The organism is Streptomyces sp. NPDC002911 (assembly GCF_053591835.1).
On record NZ_JBSFUO010000007.1, the window covers coordinates 171762 to 194725 of the forward strand.

Sequence of the window (22964 nt, forward strand, 5' to 3'; positions counted from 1 at the left end):
ACGGGCCCGGGGCTGTGCAGTGGGTTCTCGCAGGGCTGAGGGTGGCGGGTGTCCGCCGGCCGGGCCGTGCGGGGTGCGCTGCTCGGGCCCGGGTGCCGGGCCCGCCGTGGGGTCAGGCGTCGGGGGTGGCGGTTTCCTCGGCGATGCGCTCGTGGTGGCGGATGACTTCGGCCACGATGAAGTTGAGCAGCTTCTCGGCGAAGGCGGGGTCGAGCTTGGCGCTCTCGGCGAGCTGGCGCAGCCGGGCGATCTGGCGGGCCTCGCGGGCGGGGTCGGCGGGGGGCAGGTGGTGCTCGGCCTTGAGGTGGCCCACCTGCTGGGTTGCTTTGAAACGCTCGGCGAGCATGTGGACGACTGCGGCATCGATGTTGTCGATGCTCTCGCGCAGCCGGTTCAGTTCGGCGGTGACGTACTCGTCGATGTCGCTCGTGGTCATGGTCAGCGAGCTTAGACGCACCGGTCGTGGGATGACCGACTGCGGGGGTGCGGGGCTGTGTCCCGCCACCGTCCGGCGGGTGGCCGCGGTGGAGGGGCCTCGACCGGCGGGCGCCGGGACGCGATGCTGTGGGGCCGTTTCGGATCTCGCACACAGGAGCGTACGAGCACGATGGACGCGCCAGGGGCCGGACACGCGGGGCTGGAACTGCCGGGCTGGGCCCGCGGGTTCGTCTGGGTGAACGGATTCCGTCTGGGCCGCTACTGGTCGGTGGGGCCCGGGCGGATGCTGTACGTCCCGGGGCCGGTGCTCCGTGAGGGTGCCAACGAGGTGTGGGTACTGGAGCTGGAGGAGGCGGGGGAACCGTTCGTGGAACTGGGTCCGGGGGCACCCGTCAGGACGGGCGCCCCCGAGGAGGAGCTGGGATGATCCGGGTCAGAGGGTCGCTGCCGCCGATGCGATGGCGGAGGCGAACGTCGACACCTGGGTGTACACGCCGGGGTAGCCGGGCCGTGCGCAGCCCTCGCCCCAGCTGACGATGCCGACCTGGATCCAGGCTCCGGCGTTGTCCTTACGGAACATGGGGCCGCCGGAGTCGCCCTGGCAGGTGTCCACGCCGCCGGCGCTGACGTATCCGGCGCAGATCTCCTGGCTGGCTACGAGGTCGCTGCCGTAGGCCTGCCGGCAGGTGGCGTCGGAGACGAAGGGGACGGTGGCCTTGAGGAGGTGACGCTGCTGGCCGCCGCCCTCGGTGGCGGCACCCCAGCCGGCGATGGTGAAGGTGCCGGTGTCGTAGGCGGTGGTGGTGGCGATCTTCAGGGTGGGCTGGGCGATGGGCTGGGCGAGCTTGATCAGCGCCCAGTCCTTGCCGACGCCGTTGTAGCCGGGGGCCTGGAGGACCTTGGTGGAGCGGACCTTGACGGCGGAGGAGGACTGGAGGTCGACGACTCCGGCGGTGGCGGTGATGGAGGTGTTGTTGCCGGATCCGCTGACGCAGTGGGCGGCGGTGAGCACGATGGTCGGGCTGTAGAGGGCGCCGCCACAGCCCATGGAGAGCCGGACCATGAAGGGGAATTCGCCCTGGACGGCGCGGGTTCCGCCGACGACGGGTGCGGGGGCGGCAGAGGCGTTCGACGGCTGGAGGCTGAGGGTGGCGAGGGCCACTGCGGCTATGACGGAGCATCTCTTGAGGGTGCGCAGAAGCTGCTTCACGGGCTGTGCCTGCTTTCGGGTGAGGGCTCGGGGTGGGTGCTGCTGCAGGCGTGCGGGCGTGCGTGTCCTGGTCAGGGGCACAGGTCGATCAATTCTCGACATGACCCCGACAAGAGCGATCCGATTATCGGGAAGCGTTCACCGCTGCCACAAGGCAGGGTTTTTGGCCAAGATCACCTGTCGGGCATCGGCCGGTTCTTCCCGGATCGGCCTAAGGTGAAGGTCCGTTGAAGGTCGTCGATGGGGGTCCGGACGTGAGCGACGGCAGTGACGGCGGCGGCCCGGTCGTCCGCGGGTTCCCTCACCTCGACGCGGTCCGGTCCGCCATCACCGCGCTCTACCGGCGGATCTCCCCCGACGGTGTGCACGCCTACGCCACAAGCCTCGCCCCGGCCGACGCCGCTTTCTCCGACGTGGACGATCTGTATCCCGGCACCCAGCGGGTGGCCGGCGCTCTGGTGGAGCACCTGCGTCTGCCGCAGGCCCGTGTCGTGGTCGGCTTCCGGCGGATGGAACACGCCGCGAGTGTCGAACTCACCGCCGGGCCCGAGTACTTCATCGAGCTCAACGACCGCTTCCGTACGCACCGCAGGGACATCGGGGCCGCGCTGGCACACGAGATCACCCATGTGCTGCTGCACCGCCTGGGTCTGGAGCTCCCCGGCACCCGCGACAACGAGATCCTCACGGACACCGTGACGGCCTATCTCGGGACGGGCTGGCTCCTGCTGGACGCCTTCCGCCAGGACGCGGTCTCCAGCCAGAAGCTCGGCTATCTCACGCCCGAGGAATTCGGGTACGTACTCGCCAAGCGCGCGCTGGTCTTCGGTGAGGACCCGGCGGTGTGGTTCACCAGCCCCCAGGCGTACACGGCGTATGCCAGGGGCCGGGCGGAGGCGCTGCGCGACCTGCGGCGGCCGCCGCTGACAGCCGCGGGGTGGGCGGGCAGGCGCCGGTACGCCAAGGACCGGCGCTACGCCATGGAGCACCCGGGCACCGCCCCCGACCCGTCCGTTCCGTACGCCTTCGAGGCCGGGGCGGACGGGCTCCGGGTCTCCTTCGCCTGCCCCACCTGCCACCAGCGCGTCCGGGTCGCGGTCCGGGGCCGGACCCGGGCCCGCTGCGGGCTGTGCCGCACCGTCCTGGAGTGCGACACCTGAGAGAGAGCTGGGCCTGCGGGCCCCGTCCGAGGAGCTTGCCGCCCGGGCGCTGCGGGGCCGGGGGCCCCGGAACGGACAACTGGCTGGTGGCGGTCGGAACGCTGTGGCTGCGCGGCGACGAGGAGACGGTCCAGGCGGCCGCCTGGACGGCGGTGCGGATCCGCTGCGGAGGGCGTTCGGTGGGGATGTGCCGGCACGGCTCGGGTTCGATACCGGCGGCAGGCCGTTAGCCGCACGGGCGGTTCCGCTGCTGCGGGAGCCGGCCGTGGCCGCTGACCCGGCGGTGGCCGAGGCCGCGGCGCGGGCGCTCGACCGGTACGAGGGTACGACCTGGGAGTGAGGAGGGGCGCGGCGCCCGGCGGGAGCCGGTCACCGCGCCCTGTGGTCACGCTGCCCGGCGGCCACGGCCGGGAGCGCTGCCGCGCCCCGTGCCGCCGGCCCGGCCGGATCCGGCACCGCGGGCGGATCCGGCCGCGCTGCCGGCGCCGCCACGGGCCGCACCGCCGCCGGCTCCAGCACGGGCCGCACCACCGCCGCTCTGTGCGGCACCCGTGCCCGCGCCCGTTCCACCGCGTCGGCCACGGCCCCGGCTGCCCGAGCGGAAGGATCCACCGGCTGCCGGGCCGGAGCCCTGACTCCCGCCGCGCGTACGCGGCTTGGGCTGCGTCGGCTGCGGCACCTCGATGACGATCGCGACGCCGGACGGCTCGCGGGCCCCGGTGATCCTGCTGAGCTCCTCGTCGCTGGACTTGATCCGGGTGGTGCGCGGCGCGATGCCCGCGTCCTGCATCAGCCGGGTCATCTCGCGCTTCTCCTCCGGCAGCACGAGCGTGACGACGCTGCCGGACTCCCCGGCGCGCGCGGTGCGTCCGCCACGGTGGAGGTAGTCCTTGTGGTCGGTCGGCGGGTCCACGTTGACGACCAGGTCCAGGTCGTCGATGTGGATACCCCGGGCCGCCACGTTCGTCGCCACGAGCGCGGTGACCTGACCGTTCTTGAACTGGTCCAGCGTCCGGTTGCGCTGCGGCTGGGACCGGCCGCCGTGCAGGGCCGCGGCCCGTACGCCGCTGGCGAGGAGCCGCTTGGCGAAGCGGTCGGCGGCACGCTTGGTGTCCACGAACATGATCACCCGGCCGTCACGGGCGGCGATGCGGGTGGCGACGGCCTTCTTGTCGGTCTCGTCCGCCACGTGCAGCACATGGTGCTCCATGGTGGTGACGGCACCGGCCGACGGGTCGACCGAGTGCACGACCGGATCGGTGAGGAACATCTTGACCAGCCGGTCGATGTTCTTGTCGAGGGTCGCGGAGAAGAGCATCCGCTGCCCGTCCGGTTCGACCTGCTTGAGCAGGGCGACGACCTGCGGCATGAAGCCCATGTCGGCCATCTGGTCGGCCTCGTCGAGGACGGTGATCGACACCTGGTCGAGGCGGCAGTCGCCGCGCTCGATGAGGTCCTTGAGCCGGCCCGGCGTGGCGACGAGCACCTCGGCGCCGCGGCGCAGCGCCCCGGACTGCCTGCTGATCGACATGCCGCCGACGACGGTGGCGACGCGCAGGTTCACCGAGGTTGCGTACGGGGTCAGCGCGTCGGTGACCTGCTGGGCGAGCTCGCGGGTGGGAACGAGGACGAGGGCCAGCGGGGCGTGCGGCTCGGAGCGGCGTCCTGCGGTGCGGGCGAGCAGAGCCAGGCCGAAGGCCAGGGTCTTGCCCGAGCCGGTGCGGCCACGGCCGAGGATGTCCCGGCCGGCCAGCGAGTTCGGCAGGGTGGCGCCCTGGATGGGGAAGGGGTCGGTCATGCCCTGTGCGGCGAGGGTCTTCAGCAGCGCGGCGGGCATGTCCAGGTCGTCGAAGGCGTCGACGGCGGGCAGCGCGGGGGTCAGGGTCTCCGGCAGGGCGAACTCGCCGCCCTGGGCCGGCGCGGTCCTGCGACGGGCCGGTGCCTTGCCGGATCCTCGGGTGTTCGTCTGTGCCCGGTCCGTGCCGCGCCCCTTTATCGGGCGGTTGCGGGTCGGTCGGTCCTGGCGTTCGGAGCGGGTCATACGGAATTGCCCTCCTGGGGGATTCCTGGGGTTACTGCCGACTGCTGTGGACTGCTTGATGTGCGCCCCAGGATGCAAGCACATTGCAGATGTCCCGGTGGCGGAGCCGAACCGGGAAAGGAGGAGTCGGAAACAGCACAAACCGGGGCCCGCACCTTGACGGTGCGGGCCCCGGTCGCGAGGTACGCGTCCGGCGATTAGGCCGGGACGATGTTCTCCGCCTGCGGGCCCTTCTGGCCCTGCGTGACGTCGAAGGAGACCTTCTGGCCCTCCTGGAGCTCACGGAAGCCCTGGGTGGCGATGTTGGAGTAGTGGGCGAAGACGTCGGCGCCGCCGCCGTCCTGCTCGATGAAGCCGAAGCCCTTTTCCGAGTTGAACCACTTCACGGTTCCAGTAGCCATGTCATTCTCCTAAAAGAGGTGCAGTGCCGGAAATCCGCACTTTACGAATTCCAAGTCGCCGCATTGAGCCCCATCCGGAGAAAGCCGGAAAACAATAAAGCGCCTGAGGAGGGTTCCCGTCAGGCGCACATAATGTTCATGGGTACCAAAACTGCAACTCGGCAACCGTAGCACGTTCTGTCGGCGAGCGGCAGATCAACCTGCCCCGGCGCGTCGGAAGAAGTGCTGACCAGCACGTTGGCGGGGACCGTTCACGAAGGGTTCCGGAATCGTTCCCGGATGCTTCCCGCCCTGTTCCCCCATGGCCTCCGGGCCCCTCGCGGAGTGCCGGAACCTCGCATTCCCACGACCTTCCGGGGCGGCGCGACAGGAACCGGGCACTCCCACACGAGAGGCCGGTTCACCTGGTTGCCGAGGCGGCGCCCTTCCGGACCACGCCCCGGCGGGCAGCCGACTGCGCGGCAGGGGTTACGCCGAACGGGTACCGCGTGGCCGCGGGCAGGGCGTCACGACGCGCGGACCGGGCTTTCGTCACCCTTCCTGCGCAGGGTGCGCAGCGGGTGGCCGGGGCGCCACACCTGGACGACGAGGTCATCGCCGTCGAGCCCGGTGCGGACCACCTCCGTGGGGCCGGCGCGGAAGAGGAGGAAGGGCTCCGGCGGGGTCACCTCCTCGACGAAGCGGGCCCGCACGGCGCCGTCGGTGATCTCCACCGCCCAGCCGGAGACGCGGATGTCCCCGTCAGTCATCTCCGCGTCCGGCCCCGGGTTGGCCTGGATGGCGAAGCGCGGGTCGCGCCGCAGATCGAGCGCCTTGCGCGAGTTCGGCATCATGCCGAACCACAGTGTGTCCAGGTGGAAGCTCACCTCCAGGCCGGTGACCCTGGGTGAGCCGTCCACGCGCAGGGTCGCGAGGACGTGGTGCCTGTACTGCTGGAAGCGTTTCTGCACGGTGTCGGCGAAGGCCGGCTCGGCCGTCCGGAAGCCCTGCCATGAACCAGGTGTCGATGTCATGGGTGCCATCGAACCCCGTAATCAGGACATCTTCTGTCGCGGTTCGCCCCCGCTTCACCGGATCGGACGCCGTCTTGTCGCGAACGCCGTGCGGCGGTGTCACCTGACCAGCCCCTGTGCGCGGGCCGCCGTCAGCCAGTGCGGGAATTCGGCGACGAGCCGGTCGTACAGCTCGGCGTCCGGGAGGGTGCGGGGGTCGGGTCCCGCGTGGAAGAAGCCTGCGTTGTCGACCGGACGCTTGGCCGGGACAGCGAGTTCGTCGAGCTTGCGCAGGAAGTCGAACTGCGAGCTCCGCTTGTTGCCGAAGCCGATGAACTGCCAGAACAGCGGCAGTTTCGCCGCCTTGCAGAGATAGCGTTCCGCCGCGTGCTTGCTGATCGGGCCGCCGTCGGTCTGGAAGACGACGAGGGCGGGCGCGGTCGAGCCGCTGTCGAGGTAGTGGTCGATCACGGCGTCCATGGCCAGGTGGTAGCTGGTCTTCCCCATGTGTCCGAGGCCGGCCACGATGGTGTCGATGCGGCCGTGGTGGTTGTCGAGGGATATGTCGGTGACGGCGTCGATGTCCGTGGAGAAGAAGACGACGGGCACCCGTCCGTCGTCGTCCAGATGGGCCGAGAGCCCGAGCACCCGGTCCGCGAGGGCCTGGACGCTGCCGTCCTTGTAGTAGTCCTTCATCGACCCGGAGTGGTCGAGCACCAGGTAGACGGCGGCTCGTCCGCCGCGCATCCCGTGCTTCTCCAGGGACACGCGGGCGCTCTCGTAGTGCCCGGCGAGCGCAGGTGCCTGTTCCCGCACCTTGTGCAGACTGATGGCCGGACCCGCGGTGCCGGGCTCGTCTGTCATGTGGGGCTCCGATCGGGCACGGGCTTCTGCCCTGGCGGCTACGGCGGTTTTGAGCGTAAGGCACCCGGGCGCACCCAGGTGTGCCGCTCTTCACCTGCGTTCGCTATCTTGAGCGCCGCCGCCCCCGGCGGTCCTCCTCCCGTTCACGAATGAAGGAGCCGGCCATGGAGGCCGCCGCCACCACGTGTTACCGCCACCCGTCGTACGAGACCTATGTGCGCTGCACGCGTTGCGACCGCTACATCTGCCCCGACTGCATGCGTGAGGCGTCGGTCGGGCACCACTGCGTGGAGTGCGTGCAGGAGGGGCAGCGTTCGGTCCGTCAGGCCCGCTCGCTGTTCGGCGGCGCGGTGCCGAGCGCCGCGACGCCGGTCGTGACGTATGTGCTGATGGTGCTGAACATCGCCGCGTACATCGTCGAGGTGGTCCGGTCCGAGACGGTGGACCGGTTCGGGATGCTCGGGGCGGTGCTGGTCGACCCGTCGGGCGGGCAGTACTACTACAAGGGTGAGACCTACCCCGGCCTGGAGCTGACGGGGGTGGCCGACGGTGAGTGGTACCGACTGCTGACGGGTGCCTTCCTGCATCTGCCGCCCGACGCGTCGTTCGGTGTGATGCACCTGGTCTTCAACATGCTCGCGTTGTGGAATCTGGGCCGGGTCGTGGAGGGGCAGCTGGGCCGGGCCCGGTATCTCGCGCTGTATGTGCTGGCCGCGGTGGGCGGTTCGGTGCTGGTGTACCTGGTCTCGCCGGAGACGACGGCGGTCGGCGCATCCGGTGCGATCTTCGGTCTGGCGGCGTCGTTCTACGTGATCAACCGGCGTCTGGGCCGGGACATGCGGGCGGTCAACCGCTTCATGGCCGGTTTCCTGCTGTGGATGGTGATCTCCGCCGCGTTCACCTCGTGGGAGGGCCACCTGGGCGGCCTGCTGACCGGTGGTCTGGTGACGTACGGGCTGGCCTACGCGCCGGCGAAGCTGCGGACGTCAGCGACGCAGCTGGCGGGCGGCGGGCTCCTGGTGGTGCTGCTGGCCGTCGTCGTGCTGCTGCGGACGGCTTCCCTGACCGGGGGATGACGCGTACGACGCCGCTGCGGCCGGTGGGCGCCGGGCCGTGCTCCCGGACAGCTCCGGGGCCGAGCCCGCGCCCGGACATGCCGCAGCGCCCGCCTTGGTCCGGTCGGGGACGAGGCGGGCGCCGCGTTCAGTTCCGTACGCCGTTGTACGGGACGTCTGTGCGCCTGATCAGACCATCAGGGAACGGTCGGTCGGGCGGATCGGGGCGTGCAGAGCGCTGGTACCGGTCAGGAAGCGGTCCACGCCGCGCGCCGCGGAGCGGCCCTCGGCGATGGCCCAGACGATGAGGGACTGGCCGCGGCCGGCGTCACCGGCGACGTAGACGCCGTCGACGTTGGTCGCGTAGTCCTCGTCGCGGGCGATGTTGCCGCGGGCGTCGAGCTCCAGGCCGAACTGCTGGACGAGGCCGTTGGCCTGGTCGGTGCCGGTGAAGCCCATGGCCAGGGTGACGAGCTGGGCCGGGATGACCCGCTCGGTGCCGGCCTTCTGCTCCAGCTTGCCGTCCTTGAACTCCACCTCGATGAGGTGCAGGGACTGGACGTTTCCGTTCTCGTCACCCTCGAAGTGGGTGGTGGAGACGGAGTAGAGCCGCTCGCCGCCCTCCTCGTGCGCGGAGGTGACCTTGTAGAGCATCGGGAAGGTCGGCCAGGGCTGGTTGGCGTTCCGCTCCTCGCCCGGCTGCGGCATGATCTCCAGCTGGGTGACGGAGGCCGCGCCCTGCCGGTGGGCGGTGCCGACGCAGTCGGCGCCGGTGTCGCCGCCGCCGATGACGACGACGTGCTTGCCCTCGGCGGTGATCGGGGAGACCGTCAGGTCGCCCTCCTGCACCTTGTTGGCGAGCGGGAGGTATTCCATCGCGAAGTGCACGCCGTTCAGTTCGCGGCCCGGCACGGGCAGGTCGCGGGAGACGGTGGCACCGGCGGCGATGACGACCGCGTCGTAGCGGCGTCGGAGCTTGGCGGCGTCGATGTCCTTGCCGATCTCCACCTCCGTACGGAACTTGGTGCCTTCCGCACGCATCTGCTCGATGCGGCGGTTGATGTGCGACTTCTCCATCTTGAACTCGGGGATGCCGTAGCGGAGGAGTCCTCCGATGCGGTCCGCGCGCTCGAAGACGGCGACGGTGTGGCCGGCCCGGGTCAGCTGCTGGGCGGCGGCGAGACCCGCCGGGCCCGAGCCGATGACGGCGACGGTCTTGCCGGAGAGGCGCTCGGGCGGCTGCGGGGTGACGTCGCCGCTGTCCCACGCCTTGTCGATGATGCTGACTTCCACGTTCTTGATGGTGACGGCCGGCTGGTTGATGCCGAGGACACACGCCGACTCGCACGGAGCGGGGCACAGCCGGCCCGTGAACTCCGGGAAGTTGTTCGTGGCGTGCAGGCGCTCGGAGGCCGCCGACCAGTCCTCGCGGTAGGCGTAGTCGTTCCACTCGGGGATGAGGTTTCCGAGGGGACAGCCGTTGTGGCAGAACGGGATGCCGCAGTCCATGCAGCGGCCGGCCTGCTTGCTGATGATCGGGAGCAGCGATCCCGGAACGTAGACCTCGTTCCAGTCCTTGACGCGCTCGCCGACGGGGCGGGTCTTGGCGACCTCGCGTCCGGTGGTCAGGAAGCCCTTGGGGTCAGCCATTGGTCGCCGCCTCCATCATCTTCTCGGTGGTCTCCTGCTCGGAGAGACCGGCGAGCTCAGCGGCGTCCTTGGCGGCGAGCACTGCCTTGTAGGTGGACGGGATGATCTTGCTGAAGCGGGCGACCGCGGAGTCCCAGTCGCTCAGCAGCTTCTCGGCGACCGTGGAGCCGGTCTCCTCCTGGTGGCGGCGCACGACGTCGTGCAGCCACTGCTTGTCGGTGTCGTCGAGGTTCTCCACGGCGCCGACGTTGCCGGTGTTGACGTTGTGGAGGTCGAGGTCGATGACGTACGCGACACCGCCGGACATACCTGCGGCGAAGTTGCGCCCGGTCTCGCCGAGGACGACCGCGTGGCCCCCGGTCATGTACTCGCAGCCGTGGTCGCCCACGCCTTCCGAAACGACCGTGGCACCGGAGTTGCGGACGCAGAAGCGCTCGCCGGTCCGGCCGCGGAGGAACAGCTCCCCACTGGTCGCGCCGTAGCCGATGGTGTTACCGGCGATGGTGGAGTATTCGGCGAGGTGGTCGGCGCCGCGGTCCGGGCGGACGATGACGCGGCCGCCGGAGAGGCCCTTGCCGACGTAGTCGTTGGCGTCGCCCTCCAGTCGCAGCGTCACACCGCGCGGTACGAACGCGCCGAAGGACTGGCCCGCGGAACCGGTGAAGGTGATGTCGATGGTGTCGTCGGGCAGGCCCGCACCGCCGAACTTCTTGGTCACCTCGTGGCCGAGCATGGTGCCGACGGTGCGGTTGATGTTGCGGATCGCGATCTGCGCCCGGACGGGCTGCGCCGCCTCGGCGCTGTCGGCGCCCAGGGCGTCGGCGGCGAGCTTGATCAGCTCGTTGTCGAGGGCCTTGGCCAGCCCGTGGTCCTGCTCGGCGATCTGGTGGCGCACCGCGCCCTCGGCGAGCTCGGGCACGTAGAAGAGCGGCTCGAGGTCGAGGCCCTGCGCCTTCCAGTGGGTGACGGCCCGCTCGGTGTCGAGGAGTTCGGCGTGGCCGACGGCCTCCTCGATCGTGCGGAAGCCGAGCTCGGCGAGGATCTCGCGCACCTCTTCGGCGATGAACTCGAAGAAGTTGACGATGTATTCGGCTTTGCCGGAGAACCGGTCACGCAGGACGGGGTTCTGGGTGGCGATGCCGACCGGGCAGGTGTCGAGATGGCAGACGCGCATCATGACGCAGCCGGAGACGACGAGCGGCGCGGTCGCGAAACCGAACTCCTCGGCGCCCAGCAGCGCGGCGATGACGACGTCGCGGCCGGTCTTGAGCTGGCCGTCGGTCTGGACGACGATGCGGTCGCGCAGGCCGTTGAGCAGCAGGGTCTGCTGGGTCTCGGCGAGGCCGAGCTCCCAGGGGCCGCCCGCGTGCTTGAGCGAGGTGAGCGGCGAGGCGCCCGTGCCGCCGTCGTGGCCGGAGATGAGGACGACGTCCGCGTGGGCCTTGGAGACACCCGCCGCGACCGTTCCGACGCCGACCTCGGAGACCAGCTTCACGTGGACGCGGGCCGCCGGGTTGGCGTTCTTGAGGTCGTGGATCAGCTGAGCCAGGTCCTCGATGGAGTAGATGTCGTGGTGCGGCGGGGGCGAGATCAAGCCGACACCCGGGGTGGAGTGCCGGGTCTTGGCGACCCACGGGTAGACCTTGTGGCCGGGCAGCTGACCGCCCTCGCCGGGCTTGGCGCCCTGCGCCATCTTGATCTGGATGTCGTCCGCGTTGACCAGGTATTCGCTGGTGACACCGAAGCGGCCGGAGGCGACCTGCTTGATGGACGAGCGGCGCGCCGGGTCGTAGAGACGCTCGGAGTCCTCGCCTCCCTCACCGGTGTTGGACTTGCCGCCCAGCTGGTTCATGGCGACGGCGAGCGTCTCGTGCGCTTCCTGGGAGATGGAGCCGTACGACATGGCGCCGGTGGAGAAGCGCTTGACGATGGCGGCTGCGGACTCGACCTCGTCGATGGAGATCGGCTCGCGGCCGCTCCTGAAGCCGAACAGTCCGCGGAGCGTCATCAGGCGCTCGGACTGCTCGTTGACCCGGCCGGTGTACTTCTTGAAGATGTCGTACCGGCGGTTACGGGTGGCGTGCTGGAGGCGGAAGACCGTCTCCGGGTCGAACAGGTGCGGCTCGCCCTCACGGCGCCACTGGTACTCGCCGCCGATCTCCAGCGCGCGGTGCGAGGCGGAGATGCCGGAGGCGGGGTACGCCTTGGTGTGCCGGGCGGCGACCTCCTTGGCGACGACGTCGAGTCCGGCGCCGCCGATCTTGGTGGCGGTGCCGTTGAAGTACTGGGCGACGAAGGCCTCGTCGAGGCCGACGGCCTCGAAGACCTGGGCGCCGCGGTAGGAGGCGACGGTCGAGATGCCCATCTTGGACATGACCTTCAGGACGCCCTTGCCGAGGGCGTAGATCAGGTTGCGGATGGCCAGCTCGGGCTCGATGCCCTCGATGAACGTACCGGCGCGGACGAGGTCCTCGACGGACTCCATCGCGAGGTACGGGTTGACGGCGGCGGCGCCGTAACCGATGAGCAGCGCGACGTGGTGGACCTCGCGGACGTCGCCGGCCTCGACCAGCAGGCCCACCTGGGTGCGCTGCTTGGTGCGGATGAGGTGGTGGTGGACGGCGGAGGTGAGCAGCAGCGAGGGGATCGGCGCGTGCTCGGCGTCGGAGTGCCGGTCGGACAGGACGATGAGGCGGGCACCGTCCTCTATGGCGGCGTCGACCTCGGTGGTGATCTGCTCGATCCGGGTGGCGAGGGCCTCGCCGCCTCCGCTGACACGGTAGAGGCCGGAGAGGGTCGCGGCCTTCATGCCCGGCATGTCGCCGTCGGCGTTGATGTGTATGAGCTTGGCCAGCTCGTCGTTGTCGATCACCGGGAAGGGCAGCGTGACCGCGCGGCACGCGGCGGGGCTCGGCTCCAGGATGTTCCCCTGGGGGCCGAGCGTGGAGCGCAGCGAGGTGACGAGCTCCTCGCGGATGGCGTCCAGCGGCGGGTTGGTGACCTGGGCGAAGAGCTGGGTGAAGTAGTCGAAGAGCAGCCGGGGGCGCTCGGAGAGCGCGGCGATCGGCGAGTCGGTACCCATCGAGCCGAGCGGTTCACCGGCGGTGCGGGCCATCGGGGCGAGGAGGACGCGGAGTTCCTCCTCGGTGTAGCCGAAGGTCTGCTGGCGGCGGGTGACCGAGGCGTGGGTGTGGACGATGTGCTCGCGCTCGGGGAGGTCCTCGAGCTCGATCTCGCCGGTTTCCAGCCACTCCTGGTACGGGTTCTCGGCGGCCAGGGACGCCTTGATCTCGTCGTCCTCGACGATGCGGTGCTCGGCGGTGTCGACGAGGAACATCTTGCCGGGCTGGAGGCGGCCCTTGCGGACGACCTTGGCCGGGTCGATGTCCAGGACGCCGACCTCGGAGGAGAGGACGACGAGGCCGTCGTCGGTGACCCAGTAGCGACCGGGGCGCAGTCCGTTGCGGTCCAGGACCGCGCCGACCTGGGTGCCGTCGGTGAAGGTGACGCAGGCCGGGCCGTCCCAGGGCTCCATCATCGTGGAGTGGTACTGGTAGAAGGCGCGGCGGGCCGGGTCCATGGACGCGTGGTTCTCCCACGCCTCGGGGACCATCATCAGCACCGAATGCGGCAGCGAGCGGCCGCCGAGGTGGAGCAGCTCCAGGACCTCGTCGAAGGAGGCCGAGTCGGAGGCGTCGGGGGTGCAGACGGGGAAGATCCGGTCGAGCTGCGCTTCTCCGAAGAGGCTGGAGGCGAGCTGGGACTCCCGGGCCTTCATCCAGTTGCGGTTGCCCTTGACCGTGTTGATCTCGCCGTTGTGCGCGACGAAGCGGTACGGGTGGGCGAGCGGCCAGCTCGGGAAGGTGTTGGTGGAGAAGCGGGAGTGGACCAGCGCGACCGTGGTGGCGAAGCGGTGGTCGGAGAGGTCCGGGAAGAACGGCTCCAGCTGCCCGGTGGTGAGCATGCCCTTGTAGACGATCGTGCGTGCCGAGAGCGAGGGGAAGTACACCCCGGCCTCACGCTCGGCGCGCTTGCGCAGGACGAATGCCTTGCGGTCCAGCGCGATGCCGGTGCTCGTGCCGTCGGCGACGATCAGCTGGCGGAACTCCGGCATGACGGCGCGGGCGCCGTTGCCGAGGATGTCCGGCGTGACCGGGACCTGGCGCCAGCCGAGGACGTCGAGGCCCTCCTCGGCGGCGATCTTCTCGATCTGCTTGACGGAGTCGGTGGAGTCGTCCGCGGGCAGGAAGGCGATGCCGACGGCGTATGAGCCGGCCTCGGGGAGCTCGAACGCGGCCTCTTCGCGGAGGAAGGCGTCCGGAACCTGAAGGAGAATGCCGGCGCCGTCACCCGAGTCGGGCTCGGATCCTGTGGCGCCGCGGTGTTCGAGGTTGCGCAGTACGGTCAGCGCCTGCTCGACCAGCTCATGGCTGGCCACACCGGTCAGAGTGGCCACGAACCCGACGCCACAGGCGTCGTGCTCGTTACGGGGGTCGTACATCCCCTGCTGGACAGGGCGACCGTCCATGGGCGACCAGGCGTCGGAACGCATTGGCTCTCCCGTCGTCGTCGTGGCATGTGCTGTGCCGAGGGACGACTCTGGCCCTCTGCGAAATTTCGTGCAGGTTACATGATGGAACGCTTCTCAAAAAGCGGAAAGACTGTTCCAGCATGCGGACACCACGGAGTCGTGGTGCTGGTGGGGTCATGATCGGAGGGATCCTTGTGGATCACCGTCCGGGGAGACCGCAGAGAGCAGGCGTCGTTGCCCGCGAGTGTCTACGGCTCTTGCCCGGTGGTCATGGAATCGAAACCGCGGAGTAACGGCTACTTATGTGCAGTGCCGCATAGCGTCCCATTTTACGGTGGACATACCGGATCCGCCCAGCGACGTGAGTCAAGACGTACGTCACACCAAGGTAACCTCGCCGCCCCGGGAGGGCTCAGCCGACGGCCACACCGAACAGCGCGCCCAGTCCGTACGTGATCGCCGCGGCGGCTCCGCCGAGCAGGAGCTGGCGCAGCCCGCTGAACCACCAGGTGCGTGCCGTCACCCTGGCCACCACCGCTCCGCAGCCGAACAGGCCGGCCAGGGCGAGCAGCACGGCGGGCCACATGGAGGTGGCGCCGAGCAGGAAGGGCAGCACGGGCAGCAGGGCGCCCAGCGCGAAGGCGCCGAAGGAGGACAAGGCGGCCACGAGCGGCGAGGGCAGGTCGCCCGGGTCGATGCCCAGTTCCTCGCGGGCGTGTATTTCGAGAGCCTGCTCGGGGTCCCTGGACAGCTGCCGCGCGACCTCCCGGGCGAGCGCGGGCTCGACTCCGCGGGACTCGTAGAGCGCGGCGAGCTCCCGCATCTCGTCCACGGGGTGCTTGCGCAGCTCGCGCCGCTCGACGGCGAGCTCGGCCTCGACGAGCTCGCGCTGCGAGGCGACGGAGGTGTACTCCCCCGCCGCCATCGAGAACGCACCGGCGGCGAGCCCGGCCAGTCCCGTGATGACGATGGTCTGCTGGGACACCGCTCCTCCGGCGACGCCCGTCATCAGGGCGAGGTTGGAGACGAGGCCGTCCATGGCACCGAACACCGCGGGCCGCAGCCAGCCGCCGTTGACGTCACGGTGGGTGTGGTTGTCCCGGTGCGCCTCGTGCAGTACGGCGTCGGTCTCGATGATGGACACAGCTCTCCCCTTTTTCCGGGAGCGGGCCCTTGCCCTCTCCCACCCCACATCATCGAAAGTACGCACGAAAATGGCCTCCCGCCAGCAAGGAAGGCCGAACTTACCTGCTGTGAGGGCTTCACCCGGGCGGCCGATCTGTACGAAATGCGAGCCTCTCTTCGGCGTGATCGGGGATACCTCGCGTATCCGGTCTTTCCGGGTGCGAGCGAAGGGTCGACACGATGGAGCTCATGGCGGACAGCCCGATGGCGAGCACGGGTGACCGGGCCCGGGGGGCGTTGCTGGGGCTCGCGGTGGGCGACGCGCTCGGCGCCCCGGCGGAGAACATGCGTCCGTCCGAGATCCGCCGCCGCTGGGGCCGCATCGAGGGCTTCGTCAGCGACGATCCGGCCGGGACCGACGACACCGAGTACGCGATCTTCTCCGGGCTGCTGCTGGCCAGGCACGGCTCGGCGCTCACCGTCTCGCATGTCGAACGGGCCTGGCACCACTGGATCGCCGATCTGGACGAGGGCCCGTTCCGGGGCGCCGGATTCAGCGAGCGCGGCACGCTGGAGAATCTGCGGCGTGGCCTCGCCGCCCCCATCTCGGCCCAGCACCGGCACGCCTGGAGTGACGGTCTCGCGATGCGGGCGGCGCCGTTCGGGGTGTTCGCGGCGGGCCGGCCTGCCGAGGCCGCGCGCCTGGTGGCGGTGGACGGGCGGGTCAGCCATGACGGGGAGGGCATCTACGGCGGGCAGGCGGTCGCGGCGGGGGTGGCGGCCGCGATGGTGGGAGCGGGGCTCGCCTCCGTCATCGCCGCCGCACTCTCGGTCGTACCGATGGACTCCTGGACGGCCCGCTCGCTGCGCCGCGCGGTCACGGCCGCGCAGCGCTCGTATCCGGACCCACTGACCGCGGAGCGCGCGGTGCGCTCCGCAGTGGTGATCGGCGGCTACCCGTGGACGGATCTGGCGCCGGAGGCGGTGGGCCTGGCCTTCGGCGCACTCACGGCGGCGCGGGGTGATTTCCGTACGGCGGTACTCACGGCCGTGAACATGGGCCGGGACGCCGACACCACGGCCGCCGTGACGGGTGCGCTGGCCGGCGCCCTGCACGGAGCGTCGGCGATCCCCTCGGACTGGGCGGCGGCGATCGGCCCGGTGCACGGCAGCTGTCTGCCGTCGATGCGCGGCTATCACGTCCTGGACATCGCGGAACTGCTGACCCCGGACGACGGGGACGATCCAGGGGTGCCGCGCGCACCGGGCCGGGAGCCCGCAGCCGCGACCGGTTCCGGCGACCGGCTGGACACCCGGTGACCGCCGCCGGCCGCGCCCCGCAGGGCGCGCCCGCCACCCCGGCGGAGTCCGCCCCGCACGTGGCCATCCGGATCACCGCCGAACCGGCGGCCGCGACCGGCGCCGGGGGCCACGGCGCTCCGGGCAGGCAGTCCAGGATCGAGGGGCTGCTGCTCGGGCTGGCCGCCGGGGACGCCGCCGGGTGGCCCGCCGCGCGGCACCGGGCGGCCCGGATGCCGGAGTGGACGCGGCGGCTCACCCGGGAGCTGGACACCTTCGCGGAACAGAACGCGACGACGACGCTGCCCGTGCCCATCGCCCTCAACCAGCCACCGGAACCGCTGCGGCTCGGCCCGTCCGACGACGCGGAGTGGGCCGCGTTCGCCGCCCGGACCGTGCTGGCCGCCGCCGCCGACCACGCCCCGGGCCTCTCCCCCGGCCACCGGGTGCGGGACGCGATCGACCGGTCGTGGAACGCGCTGGCCGCGAAGGTCGCCGCCGCGAGCGCCCGGGCCCCCGAGGTCGAGTCCGCCGTCCTGCCGCTGCGGGCCCGGATCTCCGTACGTGCCGGCCTCGGCAATCTGGCCGCCGGACTGCGCCCGCCCGCCACCGGCCACGACAATCCGCACTACTTCGACGACGCGGCCTGTGTGCGGGCCGCCGTGCTCGCGGTGATGCACCCCGGCGACCCGGCGGCAGCGGCCGGGCTCGCCGAGTTCGACGCCCGTTACACCCAGGACGGTGACGGGGTGCACGGCGCGCGCGCCATCGCCGCCGCGGTCGCCGAGGCTCTGGCCGGGGCGGACGTCGACACGGTGGTGGACGCCGCGCTCGACCAGCTTCCGGACGGTACCGAAATCGCCCGCAACGCCGTCCATGCCGTCCGGCTGGCCCGGGAGTTCGCCGGCGAGGCGGCGGGCGCCTTCGCACTCGTCCCCGTGCTGGAGCATCAGATCGTGGACCACGTCTACAGCTACGGGATCGCCGCGGCCGAGACCGTGCCGGTCGCCCTCGCCCTGACGACCGCGGCCCGGGGCGCGTTCACCCAGGCCGTCCCCGCCGCCGCCTGTCTGTCCAGGGTCGCCGACTCGGCGCCCGCGCTCGCCGGGTCCCTGACCGGGGTGCTGGGCGGGGCGGCGACCGTGCCCGCGGGCTGGCGGGAGGCCTGCCGGACGCTGGCCGGGTGCGCACTTCCCAGGCTGGCGGGCACGGATCTCGTCGAACTCGCCGGACTGCTCGCAGCCACGGAACCGGTCACCCCGGGGGGACAATTCCGGCATGGCACACAAAACATCCGCACCGCTCGCGGCCGGCACGATCACCACGACGCTCACCCTGGATGAACGCATCACCGGAGCCCTCGTCGGCGCGGCCGTGGGGGACGCGCTCGGCGGCCCCGTCGAGGGCTGGACACCCGAGCAGATCGCCGAACGTCACGGCGGCCGGGTGACCGGCGTCGTCGGACCCTGGTACGGCGACGACTGGCGCACCGCGCGCCCCATCGCCCCTTACCACAAGGGGGACGGACACGTCACCGACGACACCCTGATGACTCATGCGCTGGTCCGGGTGTACGAGACGGTGCGCAGCCACCTCGACGCGTACGCCGTCGCCGACCACCTCGTACCGGACCTGATGTCACGGCCCCGCTGGATCCCGGAGCTGGAGGCCGAGGCACTTCCCCTGCAGCGGATCTTCCTCGCCGAGAAGTGGATCGTCACGCGGCTTCACTACGGGCACGCCGACCCCCGCGAGGCGGGCTCGGGGAACATCGTCAACTGCGGGGCGGCGATGTACATGGCGCCGGTCGGACTGGTGAACGCCGCCCATCCGGAGGCGGCATACGCGGAGGCGCTGGATGTCGCGGGGGCCCACCAGTCCTCGTACGGCCGGGAGGCGGCCGGGGTGCTGGCGGCCGCCGTCGCCGCCGCGTGCGCCCCGGACGCAACTCCCGCCTCCGTCGTCGAGGCCGCTCTCACCCTGGCCAAGGACGGCACCCGGTCGGCGATCGAGTCGGTGTGCGAAGCGGCCTCCCGCTGCACGGACTTCGAGTCCGCGCTGGTGCCGCTGCGCGCCGCCGTCGCCCCGTTCGACACGGTGGGAGCCCACTACCGCGATCCCTCGCTCGGCGCCCGGCGGCCCTCCCGGCTGCACTCCGTCGAGGAGCTGCCGGTCGCGCTCGGCATGCTGCTCGTCGGCGGCGGCGACTACCGGCACACGGTGCTCGGCTCGGTCAACTACGGCCGCGACTGCGACTCGATCGCCACGATGAGCGGCGCGCTCGCGGGTGCGCTCCACGGCGAGCAGGCGATCCCCGCGGCCTGGGTGAAGACGGTCGGCGAGGCCAGCCGCCTCGATCTGCACGCACCGGCGCGGGCCTTGGCGGAGGTCACCCGGGAGATCTTCGCGCGGGACACGGCTCGGCGCCGCGCGCACGAGGCGGCGTTCGCCGTGCTGGCGGGCGACGGCAGGTGACCGTACGTCTGACATGGGTCCAGCCGGAGGACCTGGTGGGCCATGAGCTGTGCCAGGCAGCACAGGACGGCCGGGACGCCGGTGACATCGGGCAGCGGTGGTACGCGGCGGGCGGCGCCTCCGCCCCGGAACGCGCGGGGGCTTCGGAGCTGGCCGCGCCGCGCCGGCTGCGCGCCCTCGCCGAGCAGCTGCTGGACGAACTCGCCCTGCGGCGCAGCCCGTTGGCCGACGAAGAGCCGACCGGCCTGGACCGGATCCGGGCCGCCTGCCCGCACTGGCCCGCCCCGGGCACCCGTACGGTAGCCCCCGGGCCCGACCGTCTGCACGCGGCCTGGCTGGGCCGGGCCGCCGGCTGTCTGCTGGGCAAACCGGTCGAGAAGCTGCCGCTGGACGGCATCCGCGCACTGGCCCGCGCCACCGGAAACTGGCCGCTCACCACCTGGTTCACCGCCCGCGGGCTGCCCGCCGAGCTGACCGCCGAGTATCCATGGAACCGCCGCTCGGCGCCCACCTCCCTCGCCGAGAACATTGACGGGATGCCGGAGGACGACGACCTCAACCACCCGTTACTGACTGTGCTGTTGCTCCAGAGGTACGGTCGCGGGTTCAGTACGTCCGACCTCGCCCGGCTATGGCTGGACGAGCTCCCCGCAGGCCGTGTCTTCACCGCTGAGCGCATCGCGTACCGCAATCTGCTCGACGGCATCGAGCCGCCGGACACCGCACGCCACCGCAACCCGTTCCGGGAGTGGATCGGCGCCCAGATCCGGGCCGATGTGCACGGCTGGACCCACCCCGGCGACCCGGGAGCCGCGGCGGAGCAGGCCCACCGGGACGCGGTCCTCACCCACACGGCCAACGGGGTGTACGGGGCGATGTTCACCGCCGCCGCACTCGCCGAGGCGGCGGGCGGCGGGACGGATGTGCACGGCTGCCTGGCGGCCGGGCTGCGCGTGGTACCGCCCCGGTCCCGGTACGCCCGCGCGGTACGCCTCGGAATTCAGGCGTCCCGCGACGAACCGGACTTCGACACGGTCGTGGACCGTCTCCACGCCGCCTACGGGTCCACCCACCACTGGGTGCACGTCCTGCCTAACGCGGCGCTGCTCGCCGCCGCCCTCACCCACGCCGACGGGGACTTCGGCCGCTCCATCGGCTGCGCGGTGTCCGGCGGCTGGGACACCGACTCCAACGGCGCGACGGCCGGCTCGCTCGCCGGGCTGCTGGCCGGGCGGGCCGCCGCACTGCCCGACCGCTGGACCGCCCCGCTCAAGAACCGCCTCGCCACATCCGTACCCGGCTTCGACTCCATCGGCTTCGACACCCTCGCGGAACTGACTCATCAGGAGGTACGCCGCCCATGACAGCGATCGCGGTGCTCGGCAGCACCAGGTTGGACCTGGCCACCTACGTCGCCCGGGCACCCGGGCGCGGGGAGACCACGCTCGGCCGGAAGGGCTGCCTGTACGCCGCCCGGAACGGCGAGCCGGTCCTGTTCCCGGCCCCCGAGGTCACCGCCGTCGACACGACCGGCGCCGGGCCCACCTCCGTCGGGACGCTCGCCGTGGCGCTGGTCGAGGGCCGGGCCGTACCGGAGGCGCCGGCCCGGGCTTCGGCGGCGGCCGCGCTCTGCGTGCAGCGCCCCGGCGCCTCGACGTCCATGCCGTACCGCAGCGAGATCGGGGCCACATGAACACGACGACCGCTCCCCTCACCGGCCTGCGGGTCCTGGACCTCGCCACGCTCTTCGCCGGACCGCTCGCAGCCACCATGCTCGGGGACTTCGGGGCCGAGATCATCAAGGTCGAGCACCCTCGAAAGCCCGACCCCGCGCGCGGGCACGGCCCCGCGAAGGACGGGGTCGGCCTGTGGTGGAAGCTACTCGGCCGCAACAAGCGCACCCTGACCCTCGACCTGTCCGCCCCGGGCGGCCGGGACGTGCTGCTGCGCCTGGCTGCCGACACCGATGTGATCATCGAGAACTTCCGGCCCGGCACTCTGGAGCGCTGGGGACTCGGCTGGGAGGAGCTGTCCGCCGTCAATCCGCGGCTGGTGCTGACCAGGGTCACGGGCTTCGGGCAGACGGGCCCGTACGCGCACCGGCCGGGCTTCGGCACGCTCGCCGAGGCGATGAGCGGATTCGCCGCCGTCACCGGGGAGCCGGACGGGCCGCCGACCCTGCCGCCGTTCGGGCTCGCCGACTCGATCGCGGCGCTCGCCACGGCGTACGCGGTGATGACGGCACTGGCCGGACGTGACCGCACCGGGCGCGGCCAGGTGGTGGACATGGCGATCATCGAGCCGATCCTGACCGTACTGGGGCCGCAGCCGCTCTGGTACGACCAGCTCGGGTACGTCCAGCCGCGGACCGGCAACCGCTCCCGCAACAACGCCCCGCGCAACACCTACCGCACCTCCGACGGCCATTGGGTGGCCGTCTCGACCTCCGCCCAGTCGGTCGCGGAACGCGTGATGCGTCTGGTGGGGCGCCCGGATCTCATCGAGGAGCCGTGGTTCGCCGCCGGGACCACACGCGCCGAGCACGCCGACGAGCTCGACGAGGCGGTGGGCCACTGGATCGCCCGGCGCACCAGGGAGGAGGCGGTGGACGCGTTCGAGAAGGCCGAGGCGGCGATCGCACCGATCCAGGACGTACGGGATGTGATGGAGGACCCCCAGTACCGGGCGCTGGGCACGATCACCGAGGTCGACGACCCCGAGCTGGGGCCGCTGCGGATGCAGAACGTACTGTTCCGGCTCTCGCAGACACCGGGGGCGATCCGCTGGGCCGGCCGGCCGCACGGAGCGGACACGGACGAGATCCTGGCGGAGCTCGGGCTCCCCGCGCCGACGATCGCGGCGCTGCGGGGCGAGGGCGCGCTGTGAACAGCCCGGCGGTGGCGCTGACCTGGCTGTACGCCCCCGGGGACCGGCCCGAGGTGGTTCGGAAGGCGCTCGGCTCGGGCGCCGACGTGGTGATCGTCGACCTTGAGGACGCGGTCGCCGCGGACCGCAAGGAGTACGCACGGGCGGCGACGGCGGAACTCCTCGCGGATCCGGTCACGGCGGACCCGATGGCGGTGCCGGTCCATGTCCGGGTTCACGGCGAGGACGATGTGAGGGCGCTGGTGGGGCTGCCGGGGCTGTCCGGGATGCGGCTTCCCAAGATCACCCATGCGGCGTCCGTGCACCACGTCGCGGCTCTCGCACCGGGGGTGCCGCTGTATCCGCTGCTGGAGTCGGCACTGGCGATCGAGCACGCGTACTCGATCGCCGGGGCGCATCACGCCGTGGGGGGTATCGCGCTGGGCGAGGCGGACCTCCGGGCGGATCTGGGGGTGCGGGACGATGCCGGTCTCGACTGGCCGCGCAGCCGTGTGGTGATCGCCGCCCGGGCGGCCGGGCTCGATCCGCCCGCGATGTCGGTGTACCTCGATGTCCGGGATCTGTCCGGGCTGCGGTCGTCCTGTGCGCACGGGAGGGGTCTCGGTCTGCTCGGCCGGGCGGCGATCCATCCCCGGCAGCTGCCCGTCATCGAACGGGCGTTCCGGCCCACGGCACGTGAGGTCGAGGCGGCGGAGCAGATTCTGGACGCGTCCCGGGCCGAGGCGGGGGCGCAGGCCCTGCCGGACGGCCGGTTCGTCGACGCGGCGGTGGCGGCGACCGCGGAACGCACTCTCTCGCTGGCGCGGCGCCGCTGAGACCCGTACGTGCGCGAAGGGC

The 22964-nt window shown here is 71.6% G+C and carries 17 protein-coding genes and 2 pseudogenes; 10 read left to right on the plus strand and 9 right to left on the minus strand.

Features of this window, described 5'->3' with window-relative positions; genetic code table 11:
* Positions 1-112 precede the first annotated feature (112 nt).
* Positions 113-436, minus strand: a complete 324-nt coding sequence (locus tag ACWD04_RS13785) for a chorismate mutase (protein ID WP_451131420.1) — start codon at positions 434-436, stop codon at positions 113-115.
* Between the two features lie 180 nt (positions 437-616).
* Here ACWD04_RS13785 and ACWD04_RS13790 point away from each other — a divergent pair.
* Positions 617-865: pseudogene (locus ACWD04_RS13790) on the plus strand (beta-galactosidase); the annotation flags it as partial.
* Positions 866-871: 6 nt separating this feature from the next.
* Here the strand turns inward: ACWD04_RS13790 and ACWD04_RS13795 are convergent.
* Positions 872-1648 carry a S1 family peptidase gene (locus ACWD04_RS13795; protein WP_451131422.1) on the minus strand — a complete coding sequence of 259 codons (777 nt, stop codon included), beginning with the start codon at positions 1646-1648 and terminating at the stop codon, positions 872-874.
* Between the two features lie 254 nt (positions 1649-1902).
* On the opposite strand from ACWD04_RS13795, the gene ACWD04_RS13800 reads away from it, so the two are divergent.
* Positions 1903-2808 (plus strand): hypothetical protein, encoded by a 906-nt coding sequence (locus tag ACWD04_RS13800; protein WP_451131424.1) that lies wholly within the window; start codon positions 1903-1905, stop codon positions 2806-2808.
* A 385-nt stretch (positions 2809-3193) separates the two neighbouring features.
* On the opposite strand, the gene ACWD04_RS13805 is transcribed toward ACWD04_RS13800, so the two are convergent.
* The 4 genes from ACWD04_RS13805 to ACWD04_RS13820 form a co-directional block, all read right to left on the minus strand.
* Entirely contained in the window at positions 3194-4849 is a 1656-nt protein-coding gene (locus ACWD04_RS13805; RefSeq protein ID WP_451131426.1) for a DEAD/DEAH box helicase, read from the minus strand.
* 197 nt (positions 4850-5046) lie between these two features.
* Positions 5047-5250, minus strand: a complete 204-nt coding sequence (locus tag ACWD04_RS13810) for a cold-shock protein (RefSeq protein ID WP_015607926.1) — start codon at positions 5248-5250, stop codon at positions 5047-5049.
* 506 nt (positions 5251-5756) lie between these two features.
* Positions 5757-6272, minus strand: a complete 516-nt coding sequence (locus ACWD04_RS13815; protein WP_451131429.1) for a pyridoxamine 5'-phosphate oxidase family protein — start codon at positions 6270-6272, stop codon at positions 5757-5759.
* A 90-nt stretch (positions 6273-6362) separates the two neighbouring features.
* Positions 6363-7106, minus strand: coding sequence for a vWA domain-containing protein (locus tag ACWD04_RS13820; RefSeq protein WP_451131431.1), 744 nt, complete (start codon positions 7104-7106; stop codon positions 6363-6365).
* A gap of 164 nt (positions 7107-7270) precedes the next feature.
* Here ACWD04_RS13820 and ACWD04_RS13825 point away from each other — a divergent pair, with 164 nt between their 5' ends.
* A complete protein-coding gene (locus ACWD04_RS13825; RefSeq protein WP_451131433.1) occupies positions 7271-8182 on the plus strand; it encodes a rhomboid family intramembrane serine protease in 912 nt (303 codons plus the stop codon).
* A gap of 168 nt (positions 8183-8350) precedes the next feature.
* On the opposite strand, the gene ACWD04_RS13830 is transcribed toward ACWD04_RS13825, so the two are convergent.
* The 3 genes from ACWD04_RS13830 to ACWD04_RS13840 all read right to left on the minus strand — a co-directional run bounded on the left by ACWD04_RS13830 (position 8351) and on the right by ACWD04_RS13840 (position 15486).
* On the minus strand, positions 8351-9811 hold the full coding sequence (locus ACWD04_RS13830; RefSeq protein ID WP_451131435.1) for a glutamate synthase subunit beta: 1461 nt from the start codon (positions 9809-9811) through the stop codon (positions 8351-8353).
* Positions 9804-14363, minus strand: coding sequence for a glutamate synthase large subunit (gltB, locus tag ACWD04_RS13835; RefSeq protein ID WP_451131437.1), 4560 nt, complete (start codon positions 14361-14363; stop codon positions 9804-9806). The genes ACWD04_RS13830 and gltB overlap by 8 nt, the downstream gene beginning before the upstream one ends.
* Positions 14364-14754: 391 nt before the next feature.
* Positions 14755-15486, minus strand: a complete 732-nt coding sequence (locus ACWD04_RS13840; RefSeq protein ID WP_451131439.1) for a VIT1/CCC1 transporter family protein — start codon at positions 15484-15486, stop codon at positions 14755-14757.
* Positions 15487-15716: 230 nt separating this feature from the next.
* On the opposite strand from ACWD04_RS13840, the gene ACWD04_RS13845 reads away from it, so the two are divergent.
* The 7 genes and pseudogenes from ACWD04_RS13845 to ACWD04_RS13875 all read left to right on the plus strand — a co-directional run bounded on the left by ACWD04_RS13845 (position 15717) and on the right by ACWD04_RS13875 (position 22942).
* Positions 15717-16787 carry an ADP-ribosylglycohydrolase family protein gene (locus tag ACWD04_RS13845; protein WP_451131441.1) on the plus strand — a complete coding sequence of 357 codons (1071 nt, stop codon included), beginning with the start codon at positions 15717-15719 and terminating at the stop codon, positions 16785-16787.
* Positions 16784-18109 (plus strand): ADP-ribosylglycohydrolase family protein, encoded by a 1326-nt coding sequence (locus ACWD04_RS13850; protein WP_451131443.1) that lies wholly within the window; start codon positions 16784-16786, stop codon positions 18107-18109. Before ACWD04_RS13845 ends, ACWD04_RS13850 begins: the two co-directional genes overlap by 4 nt.
* Positions 18045-19241 (plus strand): ADP-ribosylglycohydrolase family protein, encoded by a 1197-nt coding sequence (locus ACWD04_RS13855; RefSeq protein ID WP_451131445.1) that lies wholly within the window; start codon positions 18045-18047, stop codon positions 19239-19241. Before ACWD04_RS13850 ends, ACWD04_RS13855 begins: the two co-directional genes overlap by 65 nt.
* Entirely contained in the window at positions 19238-20605 is a 1368-nt protein-coding gene (locus tag ACWD04_RS13860) for an ADP-ribosylglycohydrolase family protein (RefSeq protein ID WP_451131447.1), read from the plus strand. Before ACWD04_RS13855 ends, ACWD04_RS13860 begins: the two co-directional genes overlap by 4 nt.
* A gap of 74 nt (positions 20606-20679) precedes the next feature.
* Positions 20680-20934: pseudogene (locus tag ACWD04_RS13865) on the plus strand (PfkB family carbohydrate kinase); the annotation flags it as partial.
* Positions 20931-22127 (plus strand): CaiB/BaiF CoA transferase family protein, encoded by a 1197-nt coding sequence (locus tag ACWD04_RS13870; RefSeq protein WP_451131449.1) that lies wholly within the window; start codon positions 20931-20933, stop codon positions 22125-22127. The pseudogene ACWD04_RS13865 and the gene ACWD04_RS13870, both read left to right, overlap by 4 nt.
* Positions 22124-22942, plus strand: a complete 819-nt coding sequence (locus tag ACWD04_RS13875) for an HpcH/HpaI aldolase/citrate lyase family protein (RefSeq protein WP_451131451.1) — start codon at positions 22124-22126, stop codon at positions 22940-22942. Before ACWD04_RS13870 ends, ACWD04_RS13875 begins: the two co-directional genes overlap by 4 nt.
* Positions 22943-22964 lie beyond the last annotated feature (22 nt).

What these genes read in the sequence shown, in the direction of transcription:
- ACWD04_RS13785 (WP_451131420.1), bottom strand. Translation starts at nt 436, where the DNA reads ATGACCACGAGCGACATCGACGAGTACGTCACCGCCGAACTGAACCGG.
- ACWD04_RS13805 (WP_451131426.1), bottom strand. Translation starts at nt 4,849, where the DNA reads ATGACCCGCTCCGAACGCCAGGACCGACCGACCCGCAACCGCCCGATA.
- ACWD04_RS13810 (WP_015607926.1), bottom strand. Translation starts at nt 5,250, where the DNA reads ATGGCTACTGGAACCGTGAAGTGGTTCAACTCGGAAAAGGGCTTCGGC.
- ACWD04_RS13815 (WP_451131429.1), bottom strand. Translation starts at nt 6,272, where the DNA reads ATGGCACCCATGACATCGACACCTGGTTCATGGCAGGGCTTCCGGACG.
- ACWD04_RS13820 (WP_451131431.1), bottom strand. Translation starts at nt 7,106, where the DNA reads ATGACAGACGAGCCCGGCACCGCGGGTCCGGCCATCAGTCTGCACAAG.
- ACWD04_RS13825 (WP_451131433.1), top strand. Translation starts at nt 7,271, where the DNA reads ATGGAGGCCGCCGCCACCACGTGTTACCGCCACCCGTCGTACGAGACC.
- ACWD04_RS13830 (WP_451131435.1), bottom strand. Translation starts at nt 9,811, where the DNA reads ATGGCTGACCCCAAGGGCTTCCTGACCACCGGACGCGAGGTCGCCAAG.
- gltB (WP_451131437.1), bottom strand. Translation starts at nt 14,363, where the DNA reads ATGCGTTCCGACGCCTGGTCGCCCATGGACGGTCGCCCTGTCCAGCAG.
- ACWD04_RS13845 (WP_451131441.1), top strand. Translation starts at nt 15,717, where the DNA reads ATGGCGGACAGCCCGATGGCGAGCACGGGTGACCGGGCCCGGGGGGCG.
- ACWD04_RS13855 (WP_451131445.1), top strand. Translation starts at nt 18,045, where the DNA reads ATGGCACACAAAACATCCGCACCGCTCGCGGCCGGCACGATCACCACG.
- ACWD04_RS13870 (WP_451131449.1), top strand. Translation starts at nt 20,931, where the DNA reads ATGAACACGACGACCGCTCCCCTCACCGGCCTGCGGGTCCTGGACCTC.